We start from the raw sequence: 24518 nt of genomic DNA, 5'->3' as shown, positions 1-24518 counted from the left end.
CTTATTCCATGTCCAGGAAGCGGCAGATGTCGTCCCGCATGGCGATGGCGGCGTTGCGGGCGGCCTCCTGGTAGTCCTCGCCGTTCTTGCCGGTCTTCTGCCAGGCGCAGATGATGCCGCGGGAGGAGTTGACGATGGCGCCCTTGCCGCCCTGGTGGAAGGCGTGGCGCACGTCCTCAGCGGTGCCGCCCTGGGCGCCGTAGCCGGGCACCAGCAGGAAGGTGTGGGGCATCTTGGCCCGGATCTCCTCCAGCTCCTTGGGGTGGGTGGCGCCGGTGACCGCGCCCACGCGGGTGTAGCCGTAGTTGCCCTTGGTCTCCGCGCCCCACTTCTCGATGAGGTCGGCCATCAGGCCGTAGACGGTGCTGCCCTCCCCGGCGGGGACGTTCTGCAGCTCGCCGGAGCCGGGGTTGGAGGTCTTGACCAGCACGAAGCAGGTCTTGTCCTCGGCCACGCAGGTCTTGAGGAAGGGATTCACGCTGTCGGAGCCCATGTAGCCGTTGAGGGTGACGCAGTCGGCGTCAAAGACCTTGAAGGAGTTGCCCTCCACGGCGGTGGAGCCCAGCCAGCCGTCGGCGTAGGCAGAGGCGGTGGAGCCGATGTCGCCGCGCTTGATGTCGGCAATGACGTAGAGGCCCTTCTCCTTGGCGTAGCGGATGGTGCGCTCCATGACCTCCATGCCGCGCCAGCCCAGGCGCTCATAGTAGGCGCTCTGGGGCTTCACAGCGGGGACGATGTCGCACAGGGCGTCGATGAGGCCCTTGTTGAAGGCGAAGATGGCCTCGGCGGCCCCCTGGAGGGTCTCGCCGTACTGGGCATAGGCCTCCTTGCGGAGGAACTCGGGCACATACTCGGGCTTGGGGTCCAGGCCGGCCACGGTGGGGTTCTTGACCTTCAGGATCTTATCTTGCAGTACATCAAACGACATGTTGAAAACCTTCCTTTTCTCTATTCTCGATGCGGTCTTATGTCAGGGCGCTCAGGTCCGGTCCTGATAGACGATGCGCCCGTCCACGATGGTGTATTTCACCTTGCCCTTCAGCTTCATACCGGCGAAGGGGGTGTTGCGGCCCTTGGAGGCGAACTGCTCCGGGTCCACCGTCCACTCCTCGTCGGGGTCGAAGAGGACGATGTCGGCCTCGCCGCCGATGGCCAGGCGGCCCTTGTTGATGCGCAGGATGCAGGCCGGGTTGAGGGTCATCTTGCGGATGATGTCCGAGAGCTGCATGTGCTTGCCGTGGTACAGATAGGTCAGGGTCACCGCCAGGGCGGTCTCCAGTCCCACCATGCCGCTGGGGGCCTCGGTGAGGGGCCGGGCCTTCTCCTCGGCGGAGTGGGGGGCGTGGTCGGTGGCGATGGCGTCGATGGTGCCGTCCTTCAGGCCCTCGATGATGGCCTCCACGTCCTTCTTGGTGCGCAGGGGCGGGTTCACCCGGGCCATGCTCCCCTTCTCGGGCACGATGTCCTCGGTGAGGGAGAAGTACTGGGGGCAGGTCTCACAGGTGATGTGGACGCCCTTCTTCTTATAGCGGCGCACCAGGGCCACCGCCTTGGCGGTGGAGATGTGGCAGATGTGGACCGCCGCGCCGGTCTCCTCGGCCAGCATGGCGTCCCGGGCCACCATGATCTCCTCGGCGATGGCGGGCCGGCCGGGCAGGCGCAGCTGCCGGGAGACCCGGCCCTCGTTCACCGCGTAGTTTTTCACCATGTCGGCGTCCTCACAGTGGGAGAGGACGGTCAGGTCGTGCCGGTGGCCCAGGATGAGGGCGTCGCGCATCAGGTTGGCGTTCTGCACCGGCATCCCGTCGTCGGAGAGGGCCACCACCCCCGCCTCCTTCAGGGCCTCGAAGTCGGTCAGCTCCTCGCCCCGCTCGCCCACGCTCACCGAGCCGATGGGCCACACGTTCACGCCGCAGGCTCCGGCGGCCTTGCTCTTGACGTAGGCGATCTGCTCAGGGCAGTCCACCGCCGGACGGGTGTTGGGCATGCAGGCGATGGAGGTAAAGCCGCCCCGGGCTGCCGCCAGGGTACCGGTCTCGATGGTCTCCTTGTACTCCAGGCCCGGGTCGCGCAGATGGACGTGCATGTCCACCAGGCCGGCGCACATCACCAGCCCGGTGGCGTCCAGCACCTGGGCCTCGTCGTCCTGGAGGTTGCTGCCCAGGACCGCCACACGGCCGTCCTCCACCAAAATGTCCATTACGCCGCCAATGCCGCTGACCGGGTCGATGAAACGGCCCTGCCGAATCAGCAATTTCACGGGATCACTCCTTTCTGGTCGCGTTCCTTTCTATTCCAAATCATTCCAGTTATCGTCCATAGAAAAAGGGACCGGCTGACGCTCCGCCCCCTTGCCCCGGACCGCCGCTGTGCGCTGTGCCAGGCGGCACGGCACCTGTGTATCCGGTGATATGCGTATATGTGTCGAACAAGCCGCAATGCGGTTGATTCAGCCCACATCATTATAGCTTGAATCTCAGTATTTAGCAACGCATTTTTCTGTCATTCCGGGAAGAATAGGACCAGATCACGAAAGGAGGTCCCAAATATGAATCAGCATCCCTTTCTGGGCGGCATGGGCCTTGGCATGATGGCAGGCGTCATGCTCACCTCGGCCGCCATGTCCAACCGCCGCCAGCTCAAGCGCAAGGCCAAGAAGGCCGGACGCATGGTCAGCGATCTGGCCAGCGACTTCACCGACAGCATGGGCTTCTGAGGAAAAAGAAAAGGACCGGGCCCCTCGGGGTCCGGTCATTACATACTGCCAGGAGCAGTCGGTGATCAAATTAAGCAAAGAACGCGTGGGCGCCGATGGTAGCCACACAGGTGCGGTTCCGGCTGGCCCAGCTGTTGGGGGAAACGCGGGGGTTGACGAAGTAGAGGCTGTTGCCCACGGTGTTGGCCCCGTCCAGGCACAGCTTGGCGGCGATGACGCTCTGGGTGCTGGGGGTGTTGTAGATGGAGCCGTTGCTCACGGGGCTGAACTGATTGGCCTGGAAGATGACGCCCTTGATGGTGTTGGGGAACTGGGAGCTGGCCACCCGGTTGAGGATGACGTTGCCCACGGCGATCTTGCCGTCCAGGGACTGATTGCCGCTCTCGGCATAGATGATGCGGGAGAGCCAGTAGACCGAGTCGCTGTTGTAGTAGCTGTCACCCGAGGCGATGGGGCCGCTGGCCGACTGGAACACCGCGCACTGGTTGATGCTGTCCCAGCCCACGGTGGCGCCCAGGGCCTTGGCCAGGGTCTGCGCCGGGACCAGGATGCTGCCGTTCTCCGACTTCACGCCGTCGGCCACGTAGAGGTAGCGGCCGTTGGCCACGATATACTGGGCTCCCACCGGCACGCACAGGGTGAGGCCATTGGCCCGGGCCACGGACTGGCCGTTCTCCCAGGACACGGTGGCGTCGGGGTACATGGCCAGGACCACCGGCCAATAGGACACGTAGGTATTCTGGTTGATCACCTTTGCCACGGCGGTGGACAGCTCTTTGCCGTTCACCACAACGCCGCAACTGCTCTCGGCGGCGGCTGCATGGGTGCTCATGGCCACAAAGAGGGCCAGGGCCAGCACCAGGCAGGACACTCGCTTCTGCATATGAGGATACCTCCTGTTACGTTTCTGTTTTCAATCTGTTACTTTATTTTCATCAGATTGTAACCGTATTGTAATTTATTTGGAGGCAGATTGCAACCCCTAATTTTGTCGGAGTCCGCAAACCCTTGCGGCGCAACGATTTCGATTTTCCATTTCTGGGCCCGCTCCCCTTCTGTATTTCCTGTTACTTCCAAATCGGTAACAATCCATTACATTTTGTTACCCGCAGTTTTTCCCTCCAACAGCCCCGCAGAAAAAATTTGGTGAATTTTTAAATTTCCTCTTGACGAATCTAAAAAACCTGCTATAATAACATCTGTTGCTGACAGCAACGAACAATTCCATACGGAGACGTATCGAAGTGGTCATAACGAGCACGATTGGAAATCGTGTAGTCCGCAAGGGCTCGAGGGTTCGAATCCCTCCGTCTCCGCCAGAGAGCGGCTTGTGAAAACAAGCCGCTCATTTTTCTTTTTCCCCAACGCCTTCATTTCCAGAAAAACGAAAATCCCCCCTGCATCCTTGGGATGCAGGGGGGATTTTTTACACTCGGGGCCCCCGCCCGGACGTGCCGGGCGGGGAAATACCGATTGCTTAGTCGAAGATGGTCTGATCCTCGACGGGAGTCTGGAAGGCGCTCAGGGCCTTCTCGACCAGCTTGTAGCGCAGCTCGAACTCCTCCTCGTGAGTGAGGGCGGGGTTGCCCAGAGGATGGGGGATCGCGATGGTGGGCACGATACGGTTGGCGCCCACGGTCATGGAAATGGGGGTGACGGTGCACATGTGAACCACAGTGACACCGGCGCGCTCGATCTCTTTAACCATCGTTGCACCGCAACGAGTGCAGGTGCCTCACGTAGAGGTCAGGATAGCGGCCTTGATGCCGGCATCCCGCAGCTCCTTACCGATGGCCTCGCCGAACTTCTTGGCGCTGGCAACAGCGGTGCCGTTACCGACGGTGGTGAAGAAGTAGGGGTAGATACCGCCGATCTTGCCTTCCTTCTCCATCTTACGCAGCACGTCCACAGGCAGGACGCGGTCGGGATCCTCGTTGGCGTAGACCGGATCGTAGCCGCCGTGGGCGGTCTCATGGTCAGCAGCGGTCAGATCCTCGAACTCGCTGATGTTGTAGCGGCCGAACTTGGAGGCGGAGGAGGACTCGATGTGATCGGGGTTGCCCTTGGGCACGATACCGCCGGAGGTCACCAGAGCGATGGTGGTGTGAGCCAGATCAGTGATAGCAGCACCGGGAGCCACGCGGTCGAAGGAAGGCATGGGGAACTCGGTGGTGTAGGGCTTGCCGGCCAGCTTGTTCAGCAGCATCTTCACGGCACGGGTGGAGCCGCGCTCAGCCTCGAAGAAGTTGACGCGCAGGCCGTTGGGCATGTAGCCCTCCTCAGCGGAAGCGCCGATCTTCTCGCCCTTGGCCAGCTTCAGGGCCAGGGAAGCCATCTTGGGGGCAGCGTCACGCATGCCGGCGGCGCTGTTCTTGGTGGCGACGATGTAGACCTTGGTCTTGAACATGTCGGCGCCGGGGTTCTCCTCGTACATACCGGTGACGACGGGCAGCTTCAGCTCGTCCTTCACGGCAGCAGCCACGGTGCCGCAGGCCACGCCGTAACGGCCGGCGTTGAAGGCAGGACCGCAGATGACCACGTCGGGCTTGGCAGCGGAGATCATGTCCAGCACGGTCTTCTTGGCCACATCCAGGTTCTCGTTGAAGTAGGAGTCACCGCAGATCACGGTGCCCACGATCTCAGCCTCACCCTTGAACGCGGCGTTCAGGGCCAGGCCGGGGCCCACAGCGCCCTCCCGATACTCGGGGGCGTAGTCGGCCTTCTCCTCGCCGCCGATCTGGGCGAAGAACTGGTTGATATAATGAACAACTCTCAGACTCATTACCGTTCCCCTCCTTTACTTAGCGGGCGCTGAGCTTGTTGAAGCCCATCTCATTGGTAGCGCCGGTGATGACCTGCAGCTCGGCATCGATGCTGCCGTCAGCGTTCAGAGAGCCGTCGTGACCGCCGGCGATGATGTCAGCAGCCTCGATGTGGCCGATCACCTTGTCCATCTTGGGCAGGTGGATGACCATGTTGGCGTTGCCGCCGGTGACCACCGCGTCGGCGGAGGGATCGGCGTCAGCCAGGGACTGGGAAGCGCCGTCCTGACCGGCGTACTCGTCGGTGATGATGACGGTCTTGATGCCAGCGGCCTCCAGCTTCTTGCAGTTCATGATCAGGTCGGTGTCGGGGTTACCGAAGCCCTCCTGGCTCACCAGGGCGCCGTCCAGCTCCAGGAACTTGGCCAGCTTGGTGGACCAGTCGGAGGAGCGCTCCTTGTCGGCCAGATACACGTTCTCGTTGGTGATGATGACACCGACGAAGTTCAGGGTCTTGCCGTGCTGCTCCAGCAGGTCGTGGATGACGGGGTTGTTCAGGTGATGATAAGTGGTGTTCTTATCGCAGGCGGACACGCAGTTGCCGCTCAGGATGGCGCCGTCCATGGTCTCGGTGGGGTTGATGATGGTGGGCATGGAGCGCTTCATATCAACGCCGTAGACATAGGTGTCGTGGAGCAGGCCCTGGCTCTGGAGCATCAGGACATAGCCCACGCGGGGCAGGTTGGGGTACTTCTCCTTGCCGCTCATGACGCCGTCGGTCTCATAGACCTTGGTCTCGTCAGGAGTCAGGTTGCGGGCCAGCTCGCCCAGGTAGGTGGCAGCCTTCAGGCCGGCCATCCGGATGGCGTGCTCGTGCTGATGCTGCTTGATGCCCTCCTTGGGCTCGCAGATCATGACCAGGTTGTTCAGCTTGGAGAAGGGGGTGTACTCGGCGCCGGGGCCGGTCATGTCGATGATGCCCTCCTGGAAGCCCACCACCTTACCGGTGGTGACCACGGCGCAGCCCTTCAGGACGTGGGTCTTGCCGCTGCCCACGGTGGTGACCTTGGAGATCATGCCGGGGAACACGCCGCCAGGGCCCTCCACCTTGACGCGGGGCTCGATGACGTCCTTAACGGGGATGATGCGCACGGACTCACCGGGATGAACCACCTCAAAGTTGACCGAGGCCAGGTCCTCGTCCTCCAGGAGCAGAGCGCGCAGCTCCTCCACGTTCACGTAGAGGGTGCCGTTCTCCACCTTGGAGCAGTCGCCGAGCTTAATGTCGCTGATGTGAATTTCGCCAAGTTCCAGCCGCATAAGTTCTCACTCTCCTTGTTTTATTTGCGGGGCAATCGCCCCGTCAATGAGCCGATAATCGATCTCCGCAAAGTCCTCCCGCATTTTGGGAGGAGCGTCCTCGCCGCGCTGGAAGCGGGGCTTGAACTGCTCAAGCATCCCCAGCGCTCCTTCGATGAGTTCCAGCGAATCCATGTCCACCATCCCGGTCTCCTCGGTGAGGGCCACCGAGCGGAAGGGGGTCTCATTGGGCTTGACGCTGCCAGCGAGAGGGTGAGTCAGCAGCTTGTGCCCCTTGTGGACCAGGTCGCGCACTGTCTTCAGTACCTCGACATGTCCACCGTCCACGAACTGGAGGGGACACCGGGACTCATAGGCCGCGCGGACCTTTTCGTTGTTCGTCACCAAAAGCACGTCGGTTCGCTCCTTTGCAGACAAAAACAGAGTACGGGTCACTATACATCATGCGAAATGTATCTGCCCCGTACTCTGTAATGAACCTGAGAGTTTCCCCCCGTGCAGGGGGTTGCACCTTCGGTGCCATGCTTGCGCATGGACTTTTCAGAGCTCTGTCCGGCTACGGTACGGTTACCTGAGAAATTCCAGCTCCACTCGGCAATCATGAAGCCTTTATACCTTCGGTGTCCGGCACGTTTTCACGCCCGAATCTCTCCCGCAGCTTTCATCCAGTATATTTGTTTTTTCGATGGTTGTATTATAGCATATCGGCTTTTTGAATACAAGCCCCTAAAATTTTTAAGCCACGATTATTTAATTTTACCTCATTTTTCTATACTATTTGGTTTAAATGGTGTGAAAAAAATTACATACGTCCAAATCGTGGTTCGGGACCTTCCGCCAGTCGAATTCGCCCGCCAGCTCCGCCGGAGAGACCGGTTCCGGCCGGTCCAGAAGCCCCGCCATGGCCGCCAGTTTTCCGGTCAGCTCCCAGGGGGTGTAGCGCTCCCGCAGGGCCCCCAGATCCAGGTCTCCGTCCCGCTTGGAGAGCCTTCTTCCGTCCCCCGCCACCAGCAGGGGCACATGGTAGAATTCCGGCGCGGGCAGCCCCAGAAGCCGGTAGAGCCACAGCTGCCGGGGGGTGGAGGAGAGGAGATCCGCACCCCGCACCACCTGGGTGATCTCCATATCCCCGTCGTCGGCCACCACAGCCAGCTGATAGGCATAGACCCCGTCGGAACGGCGGACGATAAAGTCCCCGCAGTCGGTGTCCAGCCGTTCGCTATAAGGCCCCAGGTGTCCGTCTATAAAAGACATTGGTTCCTCCGATACCTGAACCCGCCAGGCCGGGCGGCGGGTGCGCGCCAGCTCCTCCCGCTCCGCCGGAGAGAGGGTGCGGCACCGCCCGCTGTATACCGCCTGCCCGTCCCCCCGGTGGGGCGCGGAGGCGGCCAGCCGCTCGGCCCGGGTGCAGTAGCAGGGATAGACCAGCCCCTGCTCCTCCAGGCGGCGGAAGCAGGACGCGTAATACGCCGTCCGCTCACTCTGGCGGTAGGGGCCGTGGGGTCCCCCCTTCTGATACCCCTCGTCCCAGTCCAGTCCCAGCCACCTTAAATCGTCGGCCAGCACCTGGGCGTACTCCTCCCGACAGCGGTCCGGGTCCAGGTCCTCCATCCGCAGCACCATGGTCCCCCCCGCCGCGCGCACCGACAGCCAGGCCAGCAGTGCCGTAAACAGATTCCCCAGGTGCATCCGCCCGCTGGGACTGGGGGCAAAGCGCCCCCGGAGTGTCCGCTCCATCCGCTCCCGCTCCTTTCTTCTCGCAGTTGTCTGTCTAGTATATCATAATTTTCGTTACCCCGCTTTCTTTTTTCCCGCCTTGCAACTTCCGTCGGATTATCGTATAATAGTACCAAATTCAAACTGCATCGTACCGCACTCCGAGCAAAGATGCCTAAGGGCTCCGGCCTATGGCACCGCGCCGCCGGGTGGGATGGGAAACCGCCCCGCCTTCCTGCCTTGAAAAGGAGTCGCTTCCCCGGGGACCTTCTGTCCCCGCTTTTTCCGTACTCGGGAGCGCCGCCTGACATGGGCGGCGCTTTTTTTGCGTGGAGCGCAGAGCAGAAGGAGGACCTTATGAAGCTCATCGATACCACCCAGGCCGTGGGACATGTGCTCTGCCACGACCTGACCCAGATCATCCCCGGCGTCACCAAGGATGCCCGCTTCCGCAAGGGCCACATCGTCACCGAGGAGGACATCCCTGTTCTCCTCTCCATGGGCAAGGACCACCTCTATGTGTGGGAGAAAACCGAGGGCATGCTCCACGAGGACGAGGCCGCCCAGCGCCTGCGTGCCCTGGCGGAGAACGAGCACATGACCGCCACCGCCGTGAAGGAGGGCAAGATCGAGCTGAAGGCCGCCATCCACGGTCTCTTCCGGGTGGATGTGGAGCGGCTCTTCGCCGTCAACAGCCTGGACGAGATCATGATCGCCACCCGCCACACCAACTCGGTGGTCCACCCCGGGGACAAGCTGGCCGGGATGCGGGTGATTCCCCTGGTGGTGGCCGAGGAGAAGGTCCGGGCCGCCGAGCAGGCCGCAGGCGACAAGCCGCTCCTGGAGCTTCTCCCCTTCGTGCGCAAGACTGCCGCCATCGTCACCACCGGCAGCGAGGTCTTTTACGGCCGCATCCAGGACAAGTTCACCCCCGTCATCTGTGCCAAGCTGGAGGCGCTGGGGGTGGAGGTCCGCTCCCAGGTGAAGGTCCCCGACGACCGGGAGCAGATCATCTCCGCCATCCAGGCCGCCCACGAGAGCGGCGTGGACCTGATCCTCTGCACCGGCGGCATGAGCGTGGACCCCGACGACCAGACCCCCGGCGCCATCAAGGCCGCCGGCGTGGAGGTCATCAGCTACGGCGCTCCCGTCCTGCCCGGGGCCATGTTCCTGCTGGGCCACTTCCCCGACGGCACGCCGGTGATGGGCCTCCCCGGCTGCGTCATGTACGCCAAGGCCACCATCTTCGACCTCATTCTCCCCCGGGTGCTGTGCAACGTGCCGGTGACCAAGGCGGACCTGGCCCGGCTGGGCCATGGTGGCCTGTGCCTGGGTTGTGAGCAGTGCCACTACCCCATCTGCCCCTTCGGCAAGGAGGAATGACGTATGCGCACCCGCATCGAGCTGGAGGAGGCGGTGGACCTCATCACTTCCTCCCTCTCCCTACTGGGGGAGGAGACCTTGCCCCGGATGGACGCCTTAGGCCGCACCCTGGCCCGGGACGTCCGCGCCCCCATGGATCAGCCCCCCTTTGACCGCTCCCCCCTGGACGGCTACGCCCTGCGCTCGGCCGACCTGGCGGGGGCCAGCCGGGAGCACCCGGTGGTGCTGCCGGTGGTGGAGACGGTGTACGCCGGGATGGTGCCCTCCCGCCCCCTGGCGGCGGGGGAGGCCATGCGCATCATGACCGGGGCCATGCTGCCCGAGGGGTGCGACTGCGTGCTCCAGCACGAGCGCACCGACAACGGAATGGAGCAGGTGTCCATCTATGAATCCCTCGCCCCCCACGCCAACTACTGCGACCGAGGTGAAGATTATAAGGAGGGGACGGTCCTCCTCTCCGCCGGAACGCGCCTGGATGCCGCCGCCATCGGCGTGCTGGCCAGCGCGGGCATCGGGGAGGTCTCCGTGTGCCGCCGCCCGGTGGTGGGGGTCCTCTCCACCGGGGACGAGGTGGTCCCCCCCGAGACCCACCCCCTCCCCGCCGGGAAGATCTACGGCTCCAATCAGGACCTGATCGCCGCCCGGCTGAAGGAGCTGGGGATCTCCCAGCTCCGCTGCGTCCTCTCCCCCGACGAGCCCCAGGCGGTGGCGGACACCATCGCCGCTCTGCTGGAGGAGTGCGATCTGGTGCTCACCACCGGCGGTGTGTCCGCCGGGGACAAGGATATCTTCCACCAGGCCCTCCCCCTCCTGGGGGTGGAGCGGGTGTTCTGGAAGGTAAATCTGAAGCCCGGTACCCCCGCCATGTACTCCCTGAAGAACGGGAAGCCCATCCTCTCCCTCTCCGGGAACCCCTTCGCCGCCGCCGCCACCTTTGAGCTGCTGGCCCGGCCGCTCCTCGCCGCCCTCACCGGGGAGGAACACTTTGCCCTCCTCCCCCTCTCCGCCGTGACGGAGGACGGCTTCCCCAAGAAGAGCCCCGGCCGCCGCTTCCTGCGGGGGGTGTACCGCCGGGGCAAAGTGGCCCTGACTGGTAAGAACTCCTCGGGGCTCCTCTCCTCCCTGGTGGGCTGCAACTGTCTGGTCGATATCCCCGCCGGCTCTCCCCCGGTGGAGCCGGGCCAAACCGTCCAAATTCTGCTTCTCTGATCGCTCAGGAGGTTTTTCCCATGGAACCGAAATTCAATCACTTCGACGACGAAGGCAACGCCATCATGGTGGATGTCTCCGCCAAAGCCCCCACCCACCGCCTGGCGGTGGCCCAGGGGAAGATCAAGGTCTCCCCGGCGGTGCTGGACGCCATCACCGGCCACACCGCCGCCAAGGGCGATGTGCTGGGCGTGGCCCGGGTGGCCGGCATTATGGCCACCAAGCGCACCTCGGAACTCATTCCCCTGTGCCACCCGCTGGCCCTGGCCCACTGCTCGGTGGACTTCACCATCCTCCCCGAGGAGTGCGCCGTGCTGGCCGAGTGTACCGCCAAGCTGGACGCCAAGACCGGCGTGGAGATGGAGGCCCTCACCGGCGTATCGGTGGCCCTCCTCACCATCTACGACATGTGCAAAGCGGTGGACAAGCGGATGGAGATCTCCGACATCCACCTTATTTATAAGGAAGGCGGCAAGTCCGGCACCTTCCGCAACGACGGCCGTCCCGGCCCCGCCGTGGTGGCGGTGAGCGGCGTGAAGAACTCCGGCAAGACCACCCTCATCGCCGCCATGCTCCCCCACCTCACCGCCGCCGGGCTGAAGGTGGCCACCGTCAAGCACGACGGGCACACCTTCCTCTCCGACCCCATTGGCACCGACACCGGCCGCCACATGGAGGCCGGGGCCTGGGGCACCGCCATCTTCGACAGTGAGAAATATAAGGTGGTCCGCCGGGGTCAGGTGGACGAGCAGGACCTCATCGCCCATTTCCCCGACGCCGATCTGGTGCTGCTGGAGGGCTTCAAGCACTCCGCCTGGCCCAAGCTGGAGCTGGTGCGCAAGGGCAACTCGGACGCCTCGGTGTGCGAAGCGTCCACCCTGCTGGCCCTGGTCACCGACCTGGACCTGACCGTGGAGGGGGTCCCCTCCATCCCCTTTGACGGGGAGCGGGCCGCCCAGGTCGTGCTGGACTACTTGGGACGGGAGGGACGGCTGTGATCGACGGACAAGGCCGCAGCATCGACTATCTGCGCATCTCAGTCACCGACCGGTGCAACCTGCGCTGTGTCTACTGTATGCCCCCGGAGGGAGTGGAGTGGATGCCCCACGACGATATGCTCTCCTACGAGGAGATCATCCGGCTGTGTACCCTCTTCGCCCGCCGGGGCATCCGCAAGGTCCGCCTCACCGGCGGCGAGCCTCTGGCCCGGAAGGGACTGGCCCAGCTGGTGGCGGGCATCAAGGCCATCGACGGCATCGAGAGCATCGCCATGACCACCAACGGCATCGCGCTGGCCGACCAGCTCCCCGACCTGCTGGCGGCGGGGCTGACGGCGGTGAACGTGAGCCTGGACACCCTGGACCGGGCGCAGTACGCCGCCATCACCCGGCGGGACAAGCTGCCCCAAGCCCTGGAGGGTCTCTACGCCGCTCTGGATGCGCCCGGCCTGCGGGTCAAGCTCAACTGCGTCCCCATGGGAGACAACGACGAGCAGCTGGTCCCCCTGGCCGCCCTGGCCCGGGACCACGACCTGGCGGTGCGGTACATCGAGCTCATGCCCATCGGACTGGGCGGCGACCTCCCCGGCCGCACCGAGGAGCAGGTCCGCGCCAAGCTGGAAGAAGCTTTCGGACCCATGGCCCCCTGCGATGACTCCCTGGGGGCCGGACCGGGGCACTACTTTACCGTCCCCGGGTTTGTGGGAAAGATCGGCTTCATCAGCGCCATGACCCACCAGTTCTGCCACCAGTGCAACCGGGTGCGCCTCACCGCCACCGGCTTTCTGAAAACCTGCCTCCAATATGAGACGGGGGTGGACCTGCGCGCTCTGCTGCGGAGCGGCGCCGGGGACGAGGCCATCGACCAGGCCATCGCCGCCGCCATCCTGCAAAAGCCCCTGCGCCACCACTTCTGTGACGCCGCTGGGCAGCGGGAGGACGAGCGCCGCAACATGAACCAGATTGGGGGATAAACCGAAATTTCCCTCTTATTTTTTGATTACGAGGTGTTATCCATGAGCAAGGTAATCGCTGTCTGTATCAGCGAAAAGAAGGGGACCCAGAAGCATCCGGTGGATGTGGCCCATGTGGTGGAGGACTGGGGCATCCAGAACGACGCCCACGCGGGCAAGTGGCACCGGCAGGTCTCCCTCCTCTCCCACGACAAGATCGAGGCCTTCCGGGCCCGGGGTGCGGAGGTCACCGACGGTGCCTTTGGCGAAAACATCATCGTGGACGGCATCGACTTTGCCACCCTCCCCATCGGCACCAAGTTCTACTGCAACGACGTGGTGCTGGAGCTGACCCAGATCGGCAAGGAGTGCCACAACGGCTGCGAGATTTTCAAAAAGATGGGCGAGTGCATCATGCCCAAGCAGGGCGTGTTCACCAAAGTTCTCCACGGCGGCGACATCCGCCCCGGGGACGAGTTCCGGATGGAGCTTCCCTTCCGGGCCGCCGTCATCACGGTGAGCGACTCCGGCGCGGCGGGCAAGCGTGCTGACCTGAGCGGCCCCACCATCTGCGCGATTTTGAAGGATGCCGGCTACCCCGTGGTCCACACCGCCCTCCTCCCCGACGAGCGGGAGGAGCTGGCCGGGGAGCTGCGGCGCATCGCCGACGAGGGCGTGGCCGACCTGGTGCTCACCACCGGCGGCACCGGCTTCTCTCCCCGGGACTGGACCCCCGAGGCCACCAAGGACGTCATCGACCGGGAAGTGCCCGGCATCCCTGAGGCCATGCGGGCCCTCTCTCTCCAGATCACCCCCCGGGCCATGCTCACCCGCTCGGCGGCGGGCATCCGCAAGGGCACCCTCATCGTCAACCTCCCCGGCAGCCCCAAGGCGGTGCGGGAGTGCCTGGAGTACATCCTGCCCCCCCTGTGCCACGGACTGGACATTTTAAAGGGCACCGGCGGCAACTGCGCCCGGTAAATCGGTCCCTCTCCGGTGCTGTACCGGTTTATGGGAAATTTGCTCGGAGGAGGTGAGCCTTTCATCCCCCGCGTCCCAAAAACTTCGAGTCCGTCCGCCTAAAGCCCTTTGGGCCACGGCGGCGGACCAACGGGTCGGTCCGGAAACAGGCCGGCCTACCGATTTTGTAAAGGAGTTTTCCACATGAAAAAGTTTCTGTCTCTGGCCCTGGCTCTGGCTCTGGGCGTAAGCCTCACCGCCTGCGGCGGCACCGCCACGCAGCCCTCCCAGGAGCCATCTTCCGATCCCTCCCAGGCCGTCCCTTCCGAGAACACCGAAAACGTGGAAGTGATCGTCTTTGCCGCGGCCTCCATGGAGGCCACCCTCACCGAGATCGCCGACCTCTACAAAGAGGTTGCCCCCAATGTGACCCTCACCTTTACCTTCGACTCTTCGGGCACCCTCAAGACCCAGATCGAGGAGGGCGCGCCCTGTGATATCTTCATTTCCGCCGCCCAGAAGCAGATGAACCAGCTGGACAGCGCCGACACCACCGGCACCAATGAGGGGCTGGACTTTGTCTACTCCGACACCCGCATCGACCTGGTGGAAAACAAGGTGGTTCTGGCCGTCCCCGACGACAATCCCAAGGACATCCAGTCCTTCCAGGACCTCGCCACCGACAAGCTCTCCCTGCTGTGCCTGGGCAATGACGACGTGCCCGTGGGCGCCTATTCCCTGCAGATCCTGGACACCCTGGGCATCGACATCGCCGGTCTGGAAGCGGACGGCAAGGTGACCTACGCCTCCAACGTCTCCGAGGTGGCCAACCAGGTCAAGGAGGGCGCCGTGGACTGCGGCATCATCTACGCCACCGACGCCTACACCTATGAGCTGAACGTGGTGGACCAGGCCACCGCCGACATGTGCGACCAGGTCATCTACCCCGCCGCCGTCATGAAGAGCGGCACCCCCGAGGCCAAGGACGCCGCCCAGGCCTTCCTGGATTACCTCCACACCGATGCCGACGCCGTGGCCGTGCTGGAGGGCGTGGGCTTCACCGTTCTGGGCTGATATGACGCCCTCCCCACTGCTTTCCGAAAGGGGGCGGTCCCTTGGATTGGTACCCGCTCTATAACTCCCTGCGCATCGCCGCCATCTCTACCGTCCTCATCTTCTTCCTGGGCATTCTGTGCGCCTACTATGTGGCAAAGCTGCCCCGGCTCCTGAAGGGCGTGCTGGACGTGGTGCTCACCCTCCCGCTGGTCCTCCCCCCCACGGTGGTGGGCTACTTCCTGCTGCGGCTGCTGGGCCCCAAGCGGGTGGTGGGGCTGTGGTTTTTGAACACCTTTGACGTGCGGCTCACCATGGTGTGGTACTCGGCCATCTTCGCCTCGGCGGTGGTGGCCTTCCCCCTCATGTACCGCACCGCACGGGGGGCCTTCGAGTCCTTCGACGAGACCCTGGCCCAGGCCGCCCAGACTCTGGGCCTCTCCAACACCTGGATTTTTTGGCGGGTGCGGATGCCCTACTGCCGCCAGGGCATTTTGGCGGGGACGGTGCTGGCCTTTGCCCGGGCTCTGGGCGAGTACGGCGCTACCGCCATGATCGCCGGGTACACCCCCGGCAAGACCGCCACCATCTCCACCACCGTCTACCAGCTCTGGCGCACCGGCGACGACGCCACCGCCATGAAGTGGGTGCTGGTGAATCTGGCCATCTCGGCGGTGGTGCTGCTGACCGTGAACATGATGGAGCGGCGGGACCGCTCCGCCCGGTCGGCCCGGAAGGGGGTGGCTTCGTGAGCCTTGTGGTGGACATCCAGAAGGATTTCGGCTCCTTCCACTTGAATGTGTCCTTTGAGAGCGACCAGGGCGTGATGGGCCTGCTGGGGGCCTCGGGCTGCGGCAAGTCCATGACCCTTCGGTGCATCGCCGGCATCGTAAAGCCGGACAAAGGCCACATCGAGCTTAATGGCCGCACCCTCTTCGACGCGAAAAAGCGCATCGACCTGCCGCCCCAGCAGCGGAAGGTGGGCTTTCTCTTCCAGAACTACGCCCTCTTCCCCAACCTGACGGTGGAGCAGAACATTCTGGCCGGCATGTGCCGTGAGAAAGACAAGACGGTCAAACAGCAGCGGCTCAAGGAGCTGGTGGAGCGCTTCTACCTCACCGGGCTGGAGCGCCGCCGCCCGGCCCAGCTCTCCGGCGGGCAGCAGCAGCGGGTGGCCCTGGCCCGTATCCTGGCCGGGGACCCGGAGGCGCTGCTGCTGGACGAGCCCTTCTCCGCCCTGGACAGCTACCTGCGCTGGCAGCTGGAGCTGGACCTGATGGACGTACTGGAGCGCTTTCAGAAGCCGGTGGTGCTGGTCACCCACAGCCGGGACGAGGTGGTGCGCCTGTGCCGGAATGTGTGCGTCCTGGACCAGGGCCGCTCCGACCCGCCCCACAGCGTCCAGGCCCTCTTCGACGCCCCGGCCACCGTGGCGGCCTGCCTGCTCTCGGGCTGCAAGAACCTCTCCCTGGCCAAGCCAACCCCTGACGGGCGGGTGGAGGCCCTGGACTGGGGCGTTACCCTCACCTGCGCCCGACCTCTGCCGGAGGGCCTCACCCACGTGGGCGTCCGGGCCCACTTCCTCCGCCCGGTGGCGGAGCCGGGGGAGAACGTGATCCCCTGCCGGGTGGTGCGGGTAATCGACAACCTCTTCTCCAACATCGTCATGCTCGCCACTCCCGGCGGGAGCGAGGGCCAGTCCCTCCTCCGTCTGGAGCTGGACAAGGAGCGCTGGGAAGCCCTGGGGTCCCCCAGAGAGCTGCTGCTCCGGGTGGAGCCCCACGACCTGCTCCTGCTGACCTCGTAACGAAAAACCGCGCGTCTCCATTTTGGGAGACGCGCGGTTTTTTCCACCACCGGGGCATTCCCGGTGGAAAGAGCGCTTTACTTCTGGGCCGGACGGTTGTAGGACTCGAAGGCCTCCACCACTTCCCGCTCCGGCGCGGGGGTGAGGAGGGAGACCACCACAATGGCCAGGGTGGCGCAGAGAAAGGCGGGCAGCAGCTCGTAGATGTCCCAGATGCCGCCCATGGGCCGGACCAGGAACTTCCACACGAAGATCATCACGCCGCCCACCACCAGGCCGGCCATGATGCCCTGACGGTTGCTCCGCTTCCAGAACAGGGCGCACAGCATGGCGGGGCCGAAGGTGGCGCCGAAGCCCGCCCAGGCAAAGGAGACGATCTGGAACACGTTGCTCTCCGGGTCGGCGGCCAGGAAGATGGCGATGACCGCGATGACGATGACGGTGAGACGGGCCACCAGCATGTTCTGCTTGGCGGTGAGCTTGATGCCGAAGATGTTCTGCACGATGTTCTCCGAGAAGGCGGAGGAGGCGGCCAGCAGCTGGGAGTCGGCGGTGGACATGGTGGCCGCCAGGATGCCGGCCAGGATGCAGCCGGCCACGATGGCGGGGAAGATGCCGTAGCTGGACAGGAGGTCGGCCAGGCGCACGATGACGGTCTCGGTGGCGCTGCCCTCCAGGAAGGGGATGCGGCCCACCGAGGACACCGCGTGGCCCACGATGCCGATGAACACCGCCACAGCCATGGAGATGACCACCCACACGGCGGCGATGCGGCGGGAGATTTTCAGCTCCTCCTCATTGCGGATGGCCATGAAGCGGACCAGGATGTGGGGCATGCCGAAGTAGCCCAGGCCCCAGGCCATCATGGACACGATGCGGATGATGCCGTAGGGCTCGGCGCTGCCCGTGGAGACGTTGAAGGTCTGGGTGAAGCTGAGGTAGCCGGGCAGGGACCGGGCGTGGTCCAGCACCACCTCCATGCCGCCGGCCTGCACCACGCCGAACACCACGATGATGGTCAGGGCGATGGTCATGATGACCGACTGAATGAGGTCCATGGTGGCCACGGCGGAGAAGCCGCCCACCGAGGTATAGCTGATGATGACGATGGCGCCCACCACCACGGCGGCCATGTAGTCCCAGCCGAAGAGGCTGTGGAAGAGCTTGCCGATGGCGGCCAGGCCCGAGGCTACATAGGGCACGAAGAAGATGAGGATGATGAGGGCAGAGATGCACATGATCACCGGCTTCTTCTCCCCGTAGCGCTTGGAGATGAAGCTGGGGATGGTGATGGCGTCCAGCTGCACGCTGTACCGGCGCAGCCGCCGGGCCACCAGCAGGAAGTTCAGATAGGTGCCGAAGGCCAGGCCGATGGCGGTCCAGCTGGCGTCGGCCACGCCGCTGAGGTAGGCAAGGCCGGGGATACCCATCAGGAGGTAGCTGCTCATATCCGAGGCCTCGGCGCTCATGGCGGTCACCAGGGGTCCCATCCCCCGGCCCCCCAGGTAGAAGCCCTCGGAGCTCTTTTTGGAACGGCGGCCGATCATCACGCCGGTGAAGATCACCATGCAGAGGTAGACGATGATGGTGGCCATGATGCAAAACTGGGAACTGGTCATTGGTCCTCTCCTTACTGACGGCGCGGGCCGTCCATACTACACACACACTTTGGGGAAACCGGCCCCGAGGACGCAGTATGGGCATTATAGCACAATACGGAGCGGAACAAAATAGAGAACAGAGTACAGAATAAATTCTGTACTCTGTTCCAATAAAATCGCCACTATCGCTTGCTATTACTTGATTATCAGGCTGTACTTCTTTTAAAAAAGCCTTTTGTACGATTCTACAAAGTTTTTCCTGTGCTCCGGAATCCCTGGAAAAACATCGGCATCATGGTCTCGCCGTACCGGCGCAGGGAGTAGTCTCCGCTGGAGAGGCACCAGTCGTAGATGAGGGCCCGCTCGCACAGGGCGTAGACCCGCACCATCTCGTTGACGGTCACATCGCCGCGCAGCTCTCCCCGCTGCTGGCCCTGGAGGACGATCTGCCGCAGGAGCTTATAATAGGTGCGGTTGTGGTCCAGCAGATGCTTGTCCCCCCGGGTGATGAGCTGGGAGGAGTAGAGCCGGGCCAGCAGGTCCAGGGAGATGGAGTTCTCGATCATGGCGAAGAGCTCCCGGTTGAGGTACATGAGCTGCTCGAAGCGGTCCATGTCCGGGTCGATGGTCTCCATGAGCTGTTCGTACTTCTGGTCGAAGAGGAAGGACACCGTAGAGAGCAGCGCGTCCTTTCCCTCAAAATAGTGGTAGAAGGAACCCCGGGAGGTGCCCGATGCCTCGATGATCTCCTCCACGGTGGTGTCGTCGTAGCCCTGCTGATAAAAGAGCTGCCAGGCCGCCTCGATGATGCGGCCGCGGGTATTGCGCTTCTGCTTTGCCATATGCTTCTCCCTCCCGTGGATCTGCAAAAGGCCCCGGAGAGCCGCGGCGCGGCCCGCCCGGGGCATATAGTGGTCGGTTTAACGGCGGCGACGGCGGCCGGAATACCGGCCCCGACGGCTTCCCCCGCCCCGGCGGGAAGAGCCGTAGCGGCTGCGGCCCCGGCCCAGCAGGAGCCCCCGCAGCACCAGCACCACAATGAGGACCGCCAGCACGATGAGGACGATCTTCACCCACAGCTGGTCAAAGAACTTCTGGATGCGGTCCACACGGTACAGAAGCTCCGACCGCTCCACGCTGGCCGTGGCCACCAGATCCAGCTGGCCGTACTCCTTGCCGTTGTAGCTCATGGTGACGGTGCCCAGCTTCTGTCCCTGCTCTACCGGGGCCTCCACCTCGGCGGGCAGCTCCACCTTCCGCTCAAAGGCGGCGGGGTCGATGTCGTTGGGCAGGGTGGCCTCCAGAGAGCCGGAGGGCTGCACGGTGACGTAGTTGGCGCCCTTGGAGAGGGTAACGGCCACCTCGGGGAAGTCGCTCACCGTCTCGTCCAGGATGGTCTGGCGGGAGAAGTCGTTGAAGCCGATCTCCAGCAGGCGTGTACTCTCAGCGAACTGGAGGCGGTTGGTGGAACCGTCCGGGTTCTTGGGGTTCTCCGCGCCCAGGACCACGGCGATCAGGTTCCGGTCATTCTTGGTGGCCGAGGAGGCCAGGCAGTAGCCCGCCTCGGGGGTGGAGCCGGTCTTGATGCCGGTGGCGTAACGGTACCAGTAGCCGGTGATGCGCCAGGTGGAAACCAGGGCGTTGGTCTCGTGGAGCTCCCGGGCCTCGCTCATATTGGTGGCGGGCACGGTGTGGCCCACCGAGGAGACGATGGTGCGGAAGGTGGGGTGCTTCATGGCCTCGTGGCACATGAGGTAGATGTCATAGGCGGTGGTGTAGTGATCGGGGTCGTGGTAGCCATGGGTGTTGGCGAAATGGGTGTCCTCCATACCCAGCTCGGCGGCCCGCTGGTTCATCAGGTCCACAAAGGTGGCCACGTCCCCGCACAGGAACTGGGCCAGGGCGTTACAGGCCTCGTTGGCGGAGGCGGTGAGGGCGCAGTACAGCAGGTCCTCCAGACTCAGCTGCTCCCCCTCCTTCAGGCCCACGCCGGAGCCGCCTTCGCCGATGCCCAGGTTCACCTGGTTGCCCACCGTGACGATGTCGGTGAGGGCCGCCTCGCCCCGGTCCACGGCCTCGATGACCAGCATGGTGGTCATGACCTTGGTGATGGAGGCGGGGTAGTTCTGCTCGTGGGCGTTCTGCTCGTAGAGGATCTCGCCGTAGTCGTCATCCACCAGGATGGCGGCCTTGGCCTGGACCTGGATGGAGTCCAGAATGGCGCTGCCGCTCCCCTCCGCCGCCAGAGCGGCGGTGGGCATCAGGAGCCCGGCGAGCAGCGTGAACAAGAGTAGGGCGGACAGGAAACGGTTTTTTTTCATAGGAAACTCCTCACTGCTGTGTTATAATAACAGAATCGGGGCGTCTGTCCCTCCGCGGCAAATCGTGGGGGAAAGAGTCGCTCCCGGCCAGATTATGTAGACACATTATAGCAAAGAAACGCCCCGGGCGCAACGGAATGGGGAGGGAAAAAGATGAAGATTTCCCGGTTGGAGGGGGCGGCCCTCCTCCTGACCGCCATGGCGGTGGCATTCACCGCCGGTTGGATGCTCCGGGGCATGGGCGACGCCCCGCCCATCCGGGTGGAGACCCAGGCCATCCTCACGCAGGAGGAGAAGACCCTGGCCCAGCCCACGGCGGAGCCCTCTGCCGCTCCCACCTCCTCGCCCTCGCCCACCGCGGAGCCTGAGGATGCGGAAAGCGGAAACGCGGAGAGCAGCGGCAAGGTCCAGCCCGGCGAGAAAATTGATCTCAACACCGCCACCGCCGAAGAATTGCAGCGCCTGCCCGGCATCGGTCCCGCCCGGGCCCAGGCCATCGTAGCGGACCGGGAGGCCAACGGCCCCTTCCGCATCCCGGAGGATCTGACCCGGGTGGACGGCATCGGCGAGGGCATTTTGCAGGGACTGATCGACTACGTCACCGTAGAGTAGCACAGCGAAGGGAGCATTTATGAAAATACTGGTGGTAGATGACGAAAAGGTGCTGGTCAAAGGCATCAAATTCAACCTGGAGAGCGAGGGCTACCAGGTGGACGCCGCCTACGACGGCGAGGCCGCCGTGGAGCTGGCCCGCAGCGGGGCCTACGACCTCATCATTCTGGACCTGATGATGCCCAAGATCGACGGGCTCCAGGCCTGTATGCGCATCCGGGAGTTCTCCAACGTGCCCATCATCATCCTCACCGCCCGCAGCGAGGACACCGATAAGATCATCGGCTTTGAGTGCGGCGCCGACGACTACATCACCAAGCCCTTCAACATTCTGGAGCTGAAGGCCCGGGTGCGGGCCCTGCTGCGCCGGGCAGGCATGGCCGCCCAGAAGGAGAAGTCCGGGCGGCTGACCATCGGCCACATCACCCTGGACCCCGACGAGCGCTCGGCCTGGCGGGACGGGGTGCCGGTGGACCTGACCGCCAAGGAATTTGACCTGATGGAGCTGCTGATGCGCAACCCCGGCCGGGTGTACAACCGGGAAAACCTCCTCAATGTGGTGTGGGGTTATGAGTACGCCGGCGACTACCGCACGGTGGACGTCCACATCCGCCGCCTGCGGGAGAAGCTGGAGCTGGACCCCGCCCGCCCCGCCTATCTGCTGACCAAGTGGGGCGTGGGCTACTATCTGAAAAATGCCTGAACCCGGGAGGTGACGTCCCATGGCCCACGCGCCGCACCGGCGCGGAGTGTCCGTGCGGCACTCCTTGCAGACCAAATTCATCCTCAGCTATGGCCTGCTGATTCTGGGGCTGGTGCTCTTTCTGAACACCTACCCCATCATCATCTCGCAGGACATGGTCTTTCAGTCCAAAAAGGACTCCCTCTGGCGGCAGGCCGACATCATCACCTCCACTCTGGCGGGGAGCGAGCCCCTCACCGCCGAGGGTGTGGAGGCCACTCTCACCAAGCTGGGCGTCACCGGCGTGGACCGGCTGATGGTCACCGGCCCGGACGGGCTGGTACTCTACGACACCAGCGAGGTGGACAACGCCCGGGGAAAATACGCCCTCTTGCGGGAGGTGGTCACCGCCCTGGACGGCAAAGACGTGTTCCGCTCGGAATACCGGGAGCAGAGCTTCCGCAGCCGGGCCGCCGCCCCCATCCTCTACCGCGGCATGACCCAGGGGGCGGTCTATCTCTATGAGTGCGATGAGGAGCAGGCCCAGCTGCTGATGGACTTTCAGGAGAACCTGATGCGCATCTCCGTCATCGTCTGCGTGGCGGCGCTGCTGTTCAGCGTGCTCCTCTCCAAGGCCCTGACCCGCCGGGTGGGCGTCCTCCTCCAGGGCATCCGCACCGTGCGGGAGGGCGAGTACAGCTACCGGGTGAGCATGGGGGGCGGGGATGAGCTGACCCGCCTGGCCGATGAGTTCAACGAGCTCACCGGCCGGCTCCAGACCACCGAGGAGGTCCGCCGCCGCTTCGTCTCCGACGCCTCCCACGAGCTCAAGACCCCCCTGGCCTCCATCCGGCTGCTCAGCGACTCCATCCTCCACAGCGAGCACATGGACAGCGAGACCACCCGGGAATTCGTGACCGACATCGGCAACGAGGCCGAGCGGCTCACCCGCATCACCGAAAAACTCCTCACCCTCACCCGGCTGGACACCGCCCCTCCGGTGGAACTCACCCCGGTGGATGTGAAGGCGGTGGTGCTCCGCGCCCAGCGGATGCTCCTCCCCCTGGCCCAGAAAAGTGAGGTCACCTTCCAGATGGACCTGGGCAACGGCTGCGTGGTGCTGGCCACCGAGGACGACCTGTCCCAGATCGCCTTCAACCTGATGGAAAACGCCGTCAAATACAACCTACCCGGCGGGACGGTGATGGTCAGCCTCTTCCGCCGCCGGGGCCGCACCCAGGAGCAGGGGGACCTGGTGGTCCTGAAGGTGGAGGACACCGGCGTAGGTATCCCCGAGGCGGACCTGCCCAAGATCTTCGACCGCTTCTACCGGGTGGACAAGGCCCGCTCCCGGGCCGCCGGCGGCACCGGACTGGGCCTGTCCATCGTCCGGGACACCGCCAAGCAGCACGGCGGCACCGTGGAGGTCCGCCGCCGCACCCCGGAGGGGACCTGCTTCGAGGTCACCTTCCCCTGCTGGAAGGAGGAACAGCCATGAGACGCCTGCTGCCTCTGCTCACCGCGCTGTCCCTGCTGTGCGCCTGCACCGGGACCGACACCCCCTCCGCCACTCCGGCCGAGGGGAGCTACCTGCTCTACTATCTGGCCCAGGACGGCTCTCCCTCCGCTCTGGATTCGGAGTCCTGGACCCCTGTTGCCGGGGAGGAGGACCTGCCCCGGGCGGCGGTGGAGGCCCTGCTGGATGGCCCGGATACGGAGGGGCTCACCACGCCCTTCCCCGCTGGGACCGAGCTGCGCAGCCTCACGCTGGAGGACGGCGTGCTCTCCCTGCACCTCTCCGAGCAGTATGACGGCCTGTCCGGCATCTCTCTCACCCTGGCCAACGCCTGCTTCACCCTGACGCTGTGCCAGCTGGAGGGCGTGGACGCCCTGTCCATCACCGTGGAGGGCATCGAGAACGAGAGCCTCCCCCGCACCCTCTACACCCCGGACCAGCTGCTGCTCCAGGGCAGCGAGGAGGAGCTGGTGGAGATGACCGCCGCCCTCCGCTTCCCCCGCAGCACCGGCGAGGGCCTGGGGGTGGAGTACCGCCCCCTCCACCTCACCGGCGAGGCCTCCCTGAGCCGTGCCCTGCTGGAGGCGCTGCTGGAGGGCCCCACCTATGAGAGCCTCTCCCCCGTCCTGCCCCAGGGCACCGAGCTGCGGGGCGTCACGGTGGAGGACGGCGTGTGCTATGTGGACTTCTCCCAGGCCTTCCGGGACGGCCTTCCCGAGGATGAACAGGCCCTGCGCCTGCTGGTGTACTCGGTGGTCAACACCATGGCGGGGAACATGGACTCCATCCGCGCGGTCCAGCTTCTGGCGGAGGGCCAGCCCCTCCCCGCCCGCGGCGGCGTGGAGCTGGACGGCCCCCTGGACCCCGACCCGGCTCTGGAAAAGAGTTGACAAGTTTCACACATCATCG

23 protein-coding genes, 1 tRNA gene, 1 pseudogene and 3 riboswitches are annotated in these 24518 nt (G+C 64.3%); of the genes and pseudogenes, 15 read left to right on the top strand and 10 right to left on the bottom strand.

What is annotated here, in order from left to right; all coding sequences use genetic code 11:
* Position 1: 1 nt before the first annotated feature.
* Positions 2–928, bottom strand: a complete 927-nt coding sequence (gene pyrF, locus B5G43_RS11140) for an orotidine-5'-phosphate decarboxylase (RefSeq protein WP_087261315.1) — start codon at positions 926–928, stop codon at positions 2–4.
* Positions 929–979: 51 nt separating this feature from the next.
* Positions 980–2260, bottom strand: coding sequence for a dihydroorotase (locus tag B5G43_RS11135; RefSeq protein ID WP_087261311.1), 1281 nt, complete (start codon positions 2258–2260; stop codon positions 980–982).
* Positions 2261–2548: 288 nt separating this feature from the next.
* On the opposite strand from B5G43_RS11135, the gene B5G43_RS17360 reads away from it, so the two are divergent.
* Complete coding sequence (locus B5G43_RS17360) at positions 2549–2716, top strand: hypothetical protein (protein WP_158097416.1); 168 nt, start codon at positions 2549–2551, stop codon at positions 2714–2716.
* 70 nt (positions 2717–2786) lie between these two features.
* Here B5G43_RS17360 and B5G43_RS11130 read toward each other — a convergent pair whose 3' ends face one another.
* Entirely contained in the window at positions 2787–3599 is an 813-nt protein-coding gene (locus tag B5G43_RS11130; RefSeq protein WP_087261309.1) for a cell wall hydrolase, read from the bottom strand.
* Positions 3600–3946: 347 nt separating this feature from the next.
* Here B5G43_RS11130 and B5G43_RS11125 point away from each other — a divergent pair.
* Positions 3947–4035, top strand: a tRNA-Ser gene (locus tag B5G43_RS11125).
* A 158-nt stretch (positions 4036–4193) separates the two neighbouring features.
* On the opposite strand, the gene grdB is transcribed toward B5G43_RS11125, so the two are convergent.
* From grdB to gluQRS, 4 genes are all read right to left on the bottom strand, one after another.
* Positions 4194–5498 carry a glycine reductase complex selenoprotein B gene (gene grdB / locus B5G43_RS11120; RefSeq protein WP_087261306.1) on the bottom strand — a complete coding sequence of 435 codons (1305 nt, stop codon included), beginning with the start codon at positions 5496–5498 and terminating at the stop codon, positions 4194–4196.
* A gap of 19 nt (positions 5499–5517) precedes the next feature.
* A complete protein-coding gene (locus B5G43_RS11115) occupies positions 5518–6798 on the bottom strand; it encodes a glycine/sarcosine/betaine reductase component B subunit (RefSeq protein WP_087261303.1) in 1281 nt (426 codons plus the stop codon).
* Positions 6799–6804: 6 nt separating this feature from the next.
* Positions 6805–7191 carry a GrdX family protein gene (locus B5G43_RS11110; RefSeq protein ID WP_087261300.1) on the bottom strand — a complete coding sequence of 129 codons (387 nt, stop codon included), beginning with the start codon at positions 7189–7191 and terminating at the stop codon, positions 6805–6807.
* Positions 7192–7347: 156 nt separating this feature from the next.
* Positions 7348–7463, bottom strand: a riboswitch (glycine riboswitch).
* A 118-nt stretch (positions 7464–7581) separates the two neighbouring features.
* On the bottom strand, positions 7582–8535 hold the full coding sequence (gluQRS, locus tag B5G43_RS11105; protein WP_087261298.1) for a tRNA glutamyl-Q(34) synthetase GluQRS: 954 nt from the start codon (positions 8533–8535) through the stop codon (positions 7582–7584).
* 126 nt (positions 8536–8661) lie between these two features.
* Positions 8662–8781, top strand: a riboswitch (molybdenum cofactor riboswitch).
* A gap of 90 nt (positions 8782–8871) precedes the next feature.
* Here gluQRS and B5G43_RS11100 point away from each other — a divergent pair.
* From B5G43_RS11100 to B5G43_RS11065, 9 genes and pseudogenes are all read left to right on the top strand, one after another.
* Positions 8872–9897 carry a molybdopterin-binding protein gene (locus B5G43_RS11100; protein ID WP_087261297.1) on the top strand — a complete coding sequence of 342 codons (1026 nt, stop codon included), beginning with the start codon at positions 8872–8874 and terminating at the stop codon, positions 9895–9897.
* A 3-nt stretch (positions 9898–9900) separates the two neighbouring features.
* Positions 9901–11106, top strand: a complete 1206-nt coding sequence (gene glp, locus B5G43_RS11095; protein WP_087261294.1) for a gephyrin-like molybdotransferase Glp — start codon at positions 9901–9903, stop codon at positions 11104–11106.
* A 20-nt stretch (positions 11107–11126) separates the two neighbouring features.
* Positions 11127–11603 (top strand): annotated as a pseudogene (moaC, locus tag B5G43_RS17820) (cyclic pyranopterin monophosphate synthase MoaC); the annotation flags it as partial.
* An 18-nt stretch (positions 11604–11621) separates the two neighbouring features.
* Positions 11622–12104, top strand: a complete 483-nt coding sequence (mobB, locus tag B5G43_RS17815; RefSeq protein ID WP_275532319.1) for a molybdopterin-guanine dinucleotide biosynthesis protein B — start codon at positions 11622–11624, stop codon at positions 12102–12104.
* On the top strand, positions 12101–13078 hold the full coding sequence (moaA, locus tag B5G43_RS11085) for a GTP 3',8-cyclase MoaA (RefSeq protein ID WP_087261288.1): 978 nt from the start codon (positions 12101–12103) through the stop codon (positions 13076–13078). Before mobB ends, moaA begins: the two co-directional genes overlap by 4 nt.
* A 42-nt stretch (positions 13079–13120) precedes the next feature.
* A complete protein-coding gene (locus B5G43_RS11080) occupies positions 13121–14038 on the top strand; it encodes an MOSC domain-containing protein (protein WP_087261285.1) in 918 nt (305 codons plus the stop codon).
* Between the two features lie 70 nt (positions 14039–14108).
* Positions 14109–14229, top strand: a riboswitch (molybdenum cofactor riboswitch).
* Positions 14222–15091, top strand: coding sequence for a molybdate ABC transporter substrate-binding protein (modA, locus tag B5G43_RS11075; protein ID WP_087261282.1), 870 nt, complete (start codon positions 14222–14224; stop codon positions 15089–15091). Its footprint overlaps the riboswitch before it by 8 nt.
* Before the next feature lie 41 nt (positions 15092–15132).
* Positions 15133–15822, top strand: coding sequence for a molybdate ABC transporter permease subunit (gene modB, locus B5G43_RS11070; protein ID WP_087261280.1), 690 nt, complete (start codon positions 15133–15135; stop codon positions 15820–15822).
* A complete protein-coding gene (locus tag B5G43_RS11065) occupies positions 15819–16877 on the top strand; it encodes an ATP-binding cassette domain-containing protein (RefSeq protein ID WP_087261276.1) in 1059 nt (352 codons plus the stop codon). Before modB ends, B5G43_RS11065 begins: the two co-directional genes overlap by 4 nt.
* 77 nt (positions 16878–16954) lie before the next feature.
* Here the strand turns inward: B5G43_RS11065 and B5G43_RS11060 are convergent, their stop codons facing one another.
* The 3 genes from B5G43_RS11060 to B5G43_RS11050 form a co-directional block, all read right to left on the bottom strand.
* Complete coding sequence (locus B5G43_RS11060) at positions 16955–18496, bottom strand: sodium/proline symporter (RefSeq protein WP_087261274.1); 1542 nt, start codon at positions 18494–18496, stop codon at positions 16955–16957.
* 227 nt (positions 18497–18723) lie between these two features.
* The gene (locus B5G43_RS11055) at positions 18724–19320 is read right to left on the bottom strand and encodes a TetR/AcrR family transcriptional regulator (RefSeq protein ID WP_087261271.1); all 597 of its coding nucleotides are present in this window, start codon (positions 19318–19320) and stop codon (positions 18724–18726) included.
* Between the two features lie 78 nt (positions 19321–19398).
* Positions 19399–20799, bottom strand: coding sequence for a D-alanyl-D-alanine carboxypeptidase family protein (locus tag B5G43_RS11050; RefSeq protein WP_087261267.1), 1401 nt, complete (start codon positions 20797–20799; stop codon positions 19399–19401).
* A gap of 153 nt (positions 20800–20952) precedes the next feature.
* Here B5G43_RS11050 and B5G43_RS11045 point away from each other — a divergent pair, with 153 nt between their 5' ends.
* The 4 genes from B5G43_RS11045 to B5G43_RS11030 are packed head-to-tail and all read left to right on the top strand — an operon-like array spanning position 20953 to position 24499.
* Entirely contained in the window at positions 20953–21411 is a 459-nt protein-coding gene (locus B5G43_RS11045) for a ComEA family DNA-binding protein (RefSeq protein WP_087261265.1), read from the top strand.
* 19 nt (positions 21412–21430) lie between these two features.
* Entirely contained in the window at positions 21431–22114 is a 684-nt protein-coding gene (locus tag B5G43_RS11040; RefSeq protein ID WP_087261262.1) for a response regulator transcription factor, read from the top strand.
* 19 nt (positions 22115–22133) lie between these two features.
* Entirely contained in the window at positions 22134–23591 is a 1458-nt protein-coding gene (locus B5G43_RS11035; RefSeq protein ID WP_087261259.1) for a HAMP domain-containing sensor histidine kinase, read from the top strand.
* The gene (locus B5G43_RS11030; protein ID WP_087261257.1) at positions 23588–24499 is read left to right on the top strand and encodes a GerMN domain-containing protein; all 912 of its coding nucleotides are present in this window, start codon (positions 23588–23590) and stop codon (positions 24497–24499) included. Before B5G43_RS11035 ends, B5G43_RS11030 begins: the two co-directional genes overlap by 4 nt.
* Positions 24500–24518: the final 19 nt, after the last annotated feature.

It is taken from the genome of Flavonifractor sp. An92, assembly GCF_002159175.1.
Taxonomy (GTDB): Bacteria; Bacillota; Clostridia; order Oscillospirales; family Oscillospiraceae; genus Pseudoflavonifractor_A.
The sequence above is the reverse complement of the archived record's forward strand: the minus strand, read 5'-3'. Positions and strand labels throughout refer to the sequence as shown.

Bases quoted from the DNA above. Each gene is read 5' to 3' on its own strand.
- B5G43_RS11115 (WP_087261303.1), bottom strand. From the start codon at position 6,798: ATGCGGCTGGAACTTGGCGAAATTCACATCAGCGACATTAAGCTCGGC.
- B5G43_RS11130 (WP_087261309.1), bottom strand. From the start codon at position 3,599: ATGCAGAAGCGAGTGTCCTGCCTGGTGCTGGCCCTGGCCCTCTTTGTG.
- B5G43_RS17360 (WP_158097416.1), top strand. From the start codon at position 2,549: ATGAATCAGCATCCCTTTCTGGGCGGCATGGGCCTTGGCATGATGGCA.
- B5G43_RS11050 (WP_087261267.1), bottom strand. From the start codon at position 20,799: ATGAAAAAAAACCGTTTCCTGTCCGCCCTACTCTTGTTCACGCTGCTC.
- B5G43_RS11080 (WP_087261285.1), top strand. From the start codon at position 13,121: ATGAGCAAGGTAATCGCTGTCTGTATCAGCGAAAAGAAGGGGACCCAG.
- B5G43_RS11030 (WP_087261257.1), top strand. From the start codon at position 23,588: ATGAGACGCCTGCTGCCTCTGCTCACCGCGCTGTCCCTGCTGTGCGCC.
- modA (WP_087261282.1), top strand. From the start codon at position 14,222: ATGAAAAAGTTTCTGTCTCTGGCCCTGGCTCTGGCTCTGGGCGTAAGC.
- pyrF (WP_087261315.1), bottom strand. From the start codon at position 928: ATGTCGTTTGATGTACTGCAAGATAAGATCCTGAAGGTCAAGAACCCC.
- B5G43_RS11060 (WP_087261274.1), bottom strand. From the start codon at position 18,496: ATGACCAGTTCCCAGTTTTGCATCATGGCCACCATCATCGTCTACCTC.
- glp (WP_087261294.1), top strand. From the start codon at position 9,901: ATGCGCACCCGCATCGAGCTGGAGGAGGCGGTGGACCTCATCACTTCC.
- B5G43_RS11035 (WP_087261259.1), top strand. From the start codon at position 22,134: ATGGCCCACGCGCCGCACCGGCGCGGAGTGTCCGTGCGGCACTCCTTG.
- gluQRS (WP_087261298.1), bottom strand. From the start codon at position 8,535: ATGGAGCGGACACTCCGGGGGCGCTTTGCCCCCAGTCCCAGCGGGCGG.
- B5G43_RS11100 (WP_087261297.1), top strand. From the start codon at position 8,872: ATGAAGCTCATCGATACCACCCAGGCCGTGGGACATGTGCTCTGCCAC.
- B5G43_RS11045 (WP_087261265.1), top strand. From the start codon at position 20,953: ATGAAGATTTCCCGGTTGGAGGGGGCGGCCCTCCTCCTGACCGCCATG.
- B5G43_RS11040 (WP_087261262.1), top strand. From the start codon at position 21,431: ATGAAAATACTGGTGGTAGATGACGAAAAGGTGCTGGTCAAAGGCATC.
- B5G43_RS11055 (WP_087261271.1), bottom strand. From the start codon at position 19,320: ATGGCAAAGCAGAAGCGCAATACCCGCGGCCGCATCATCGAGGCGGCC.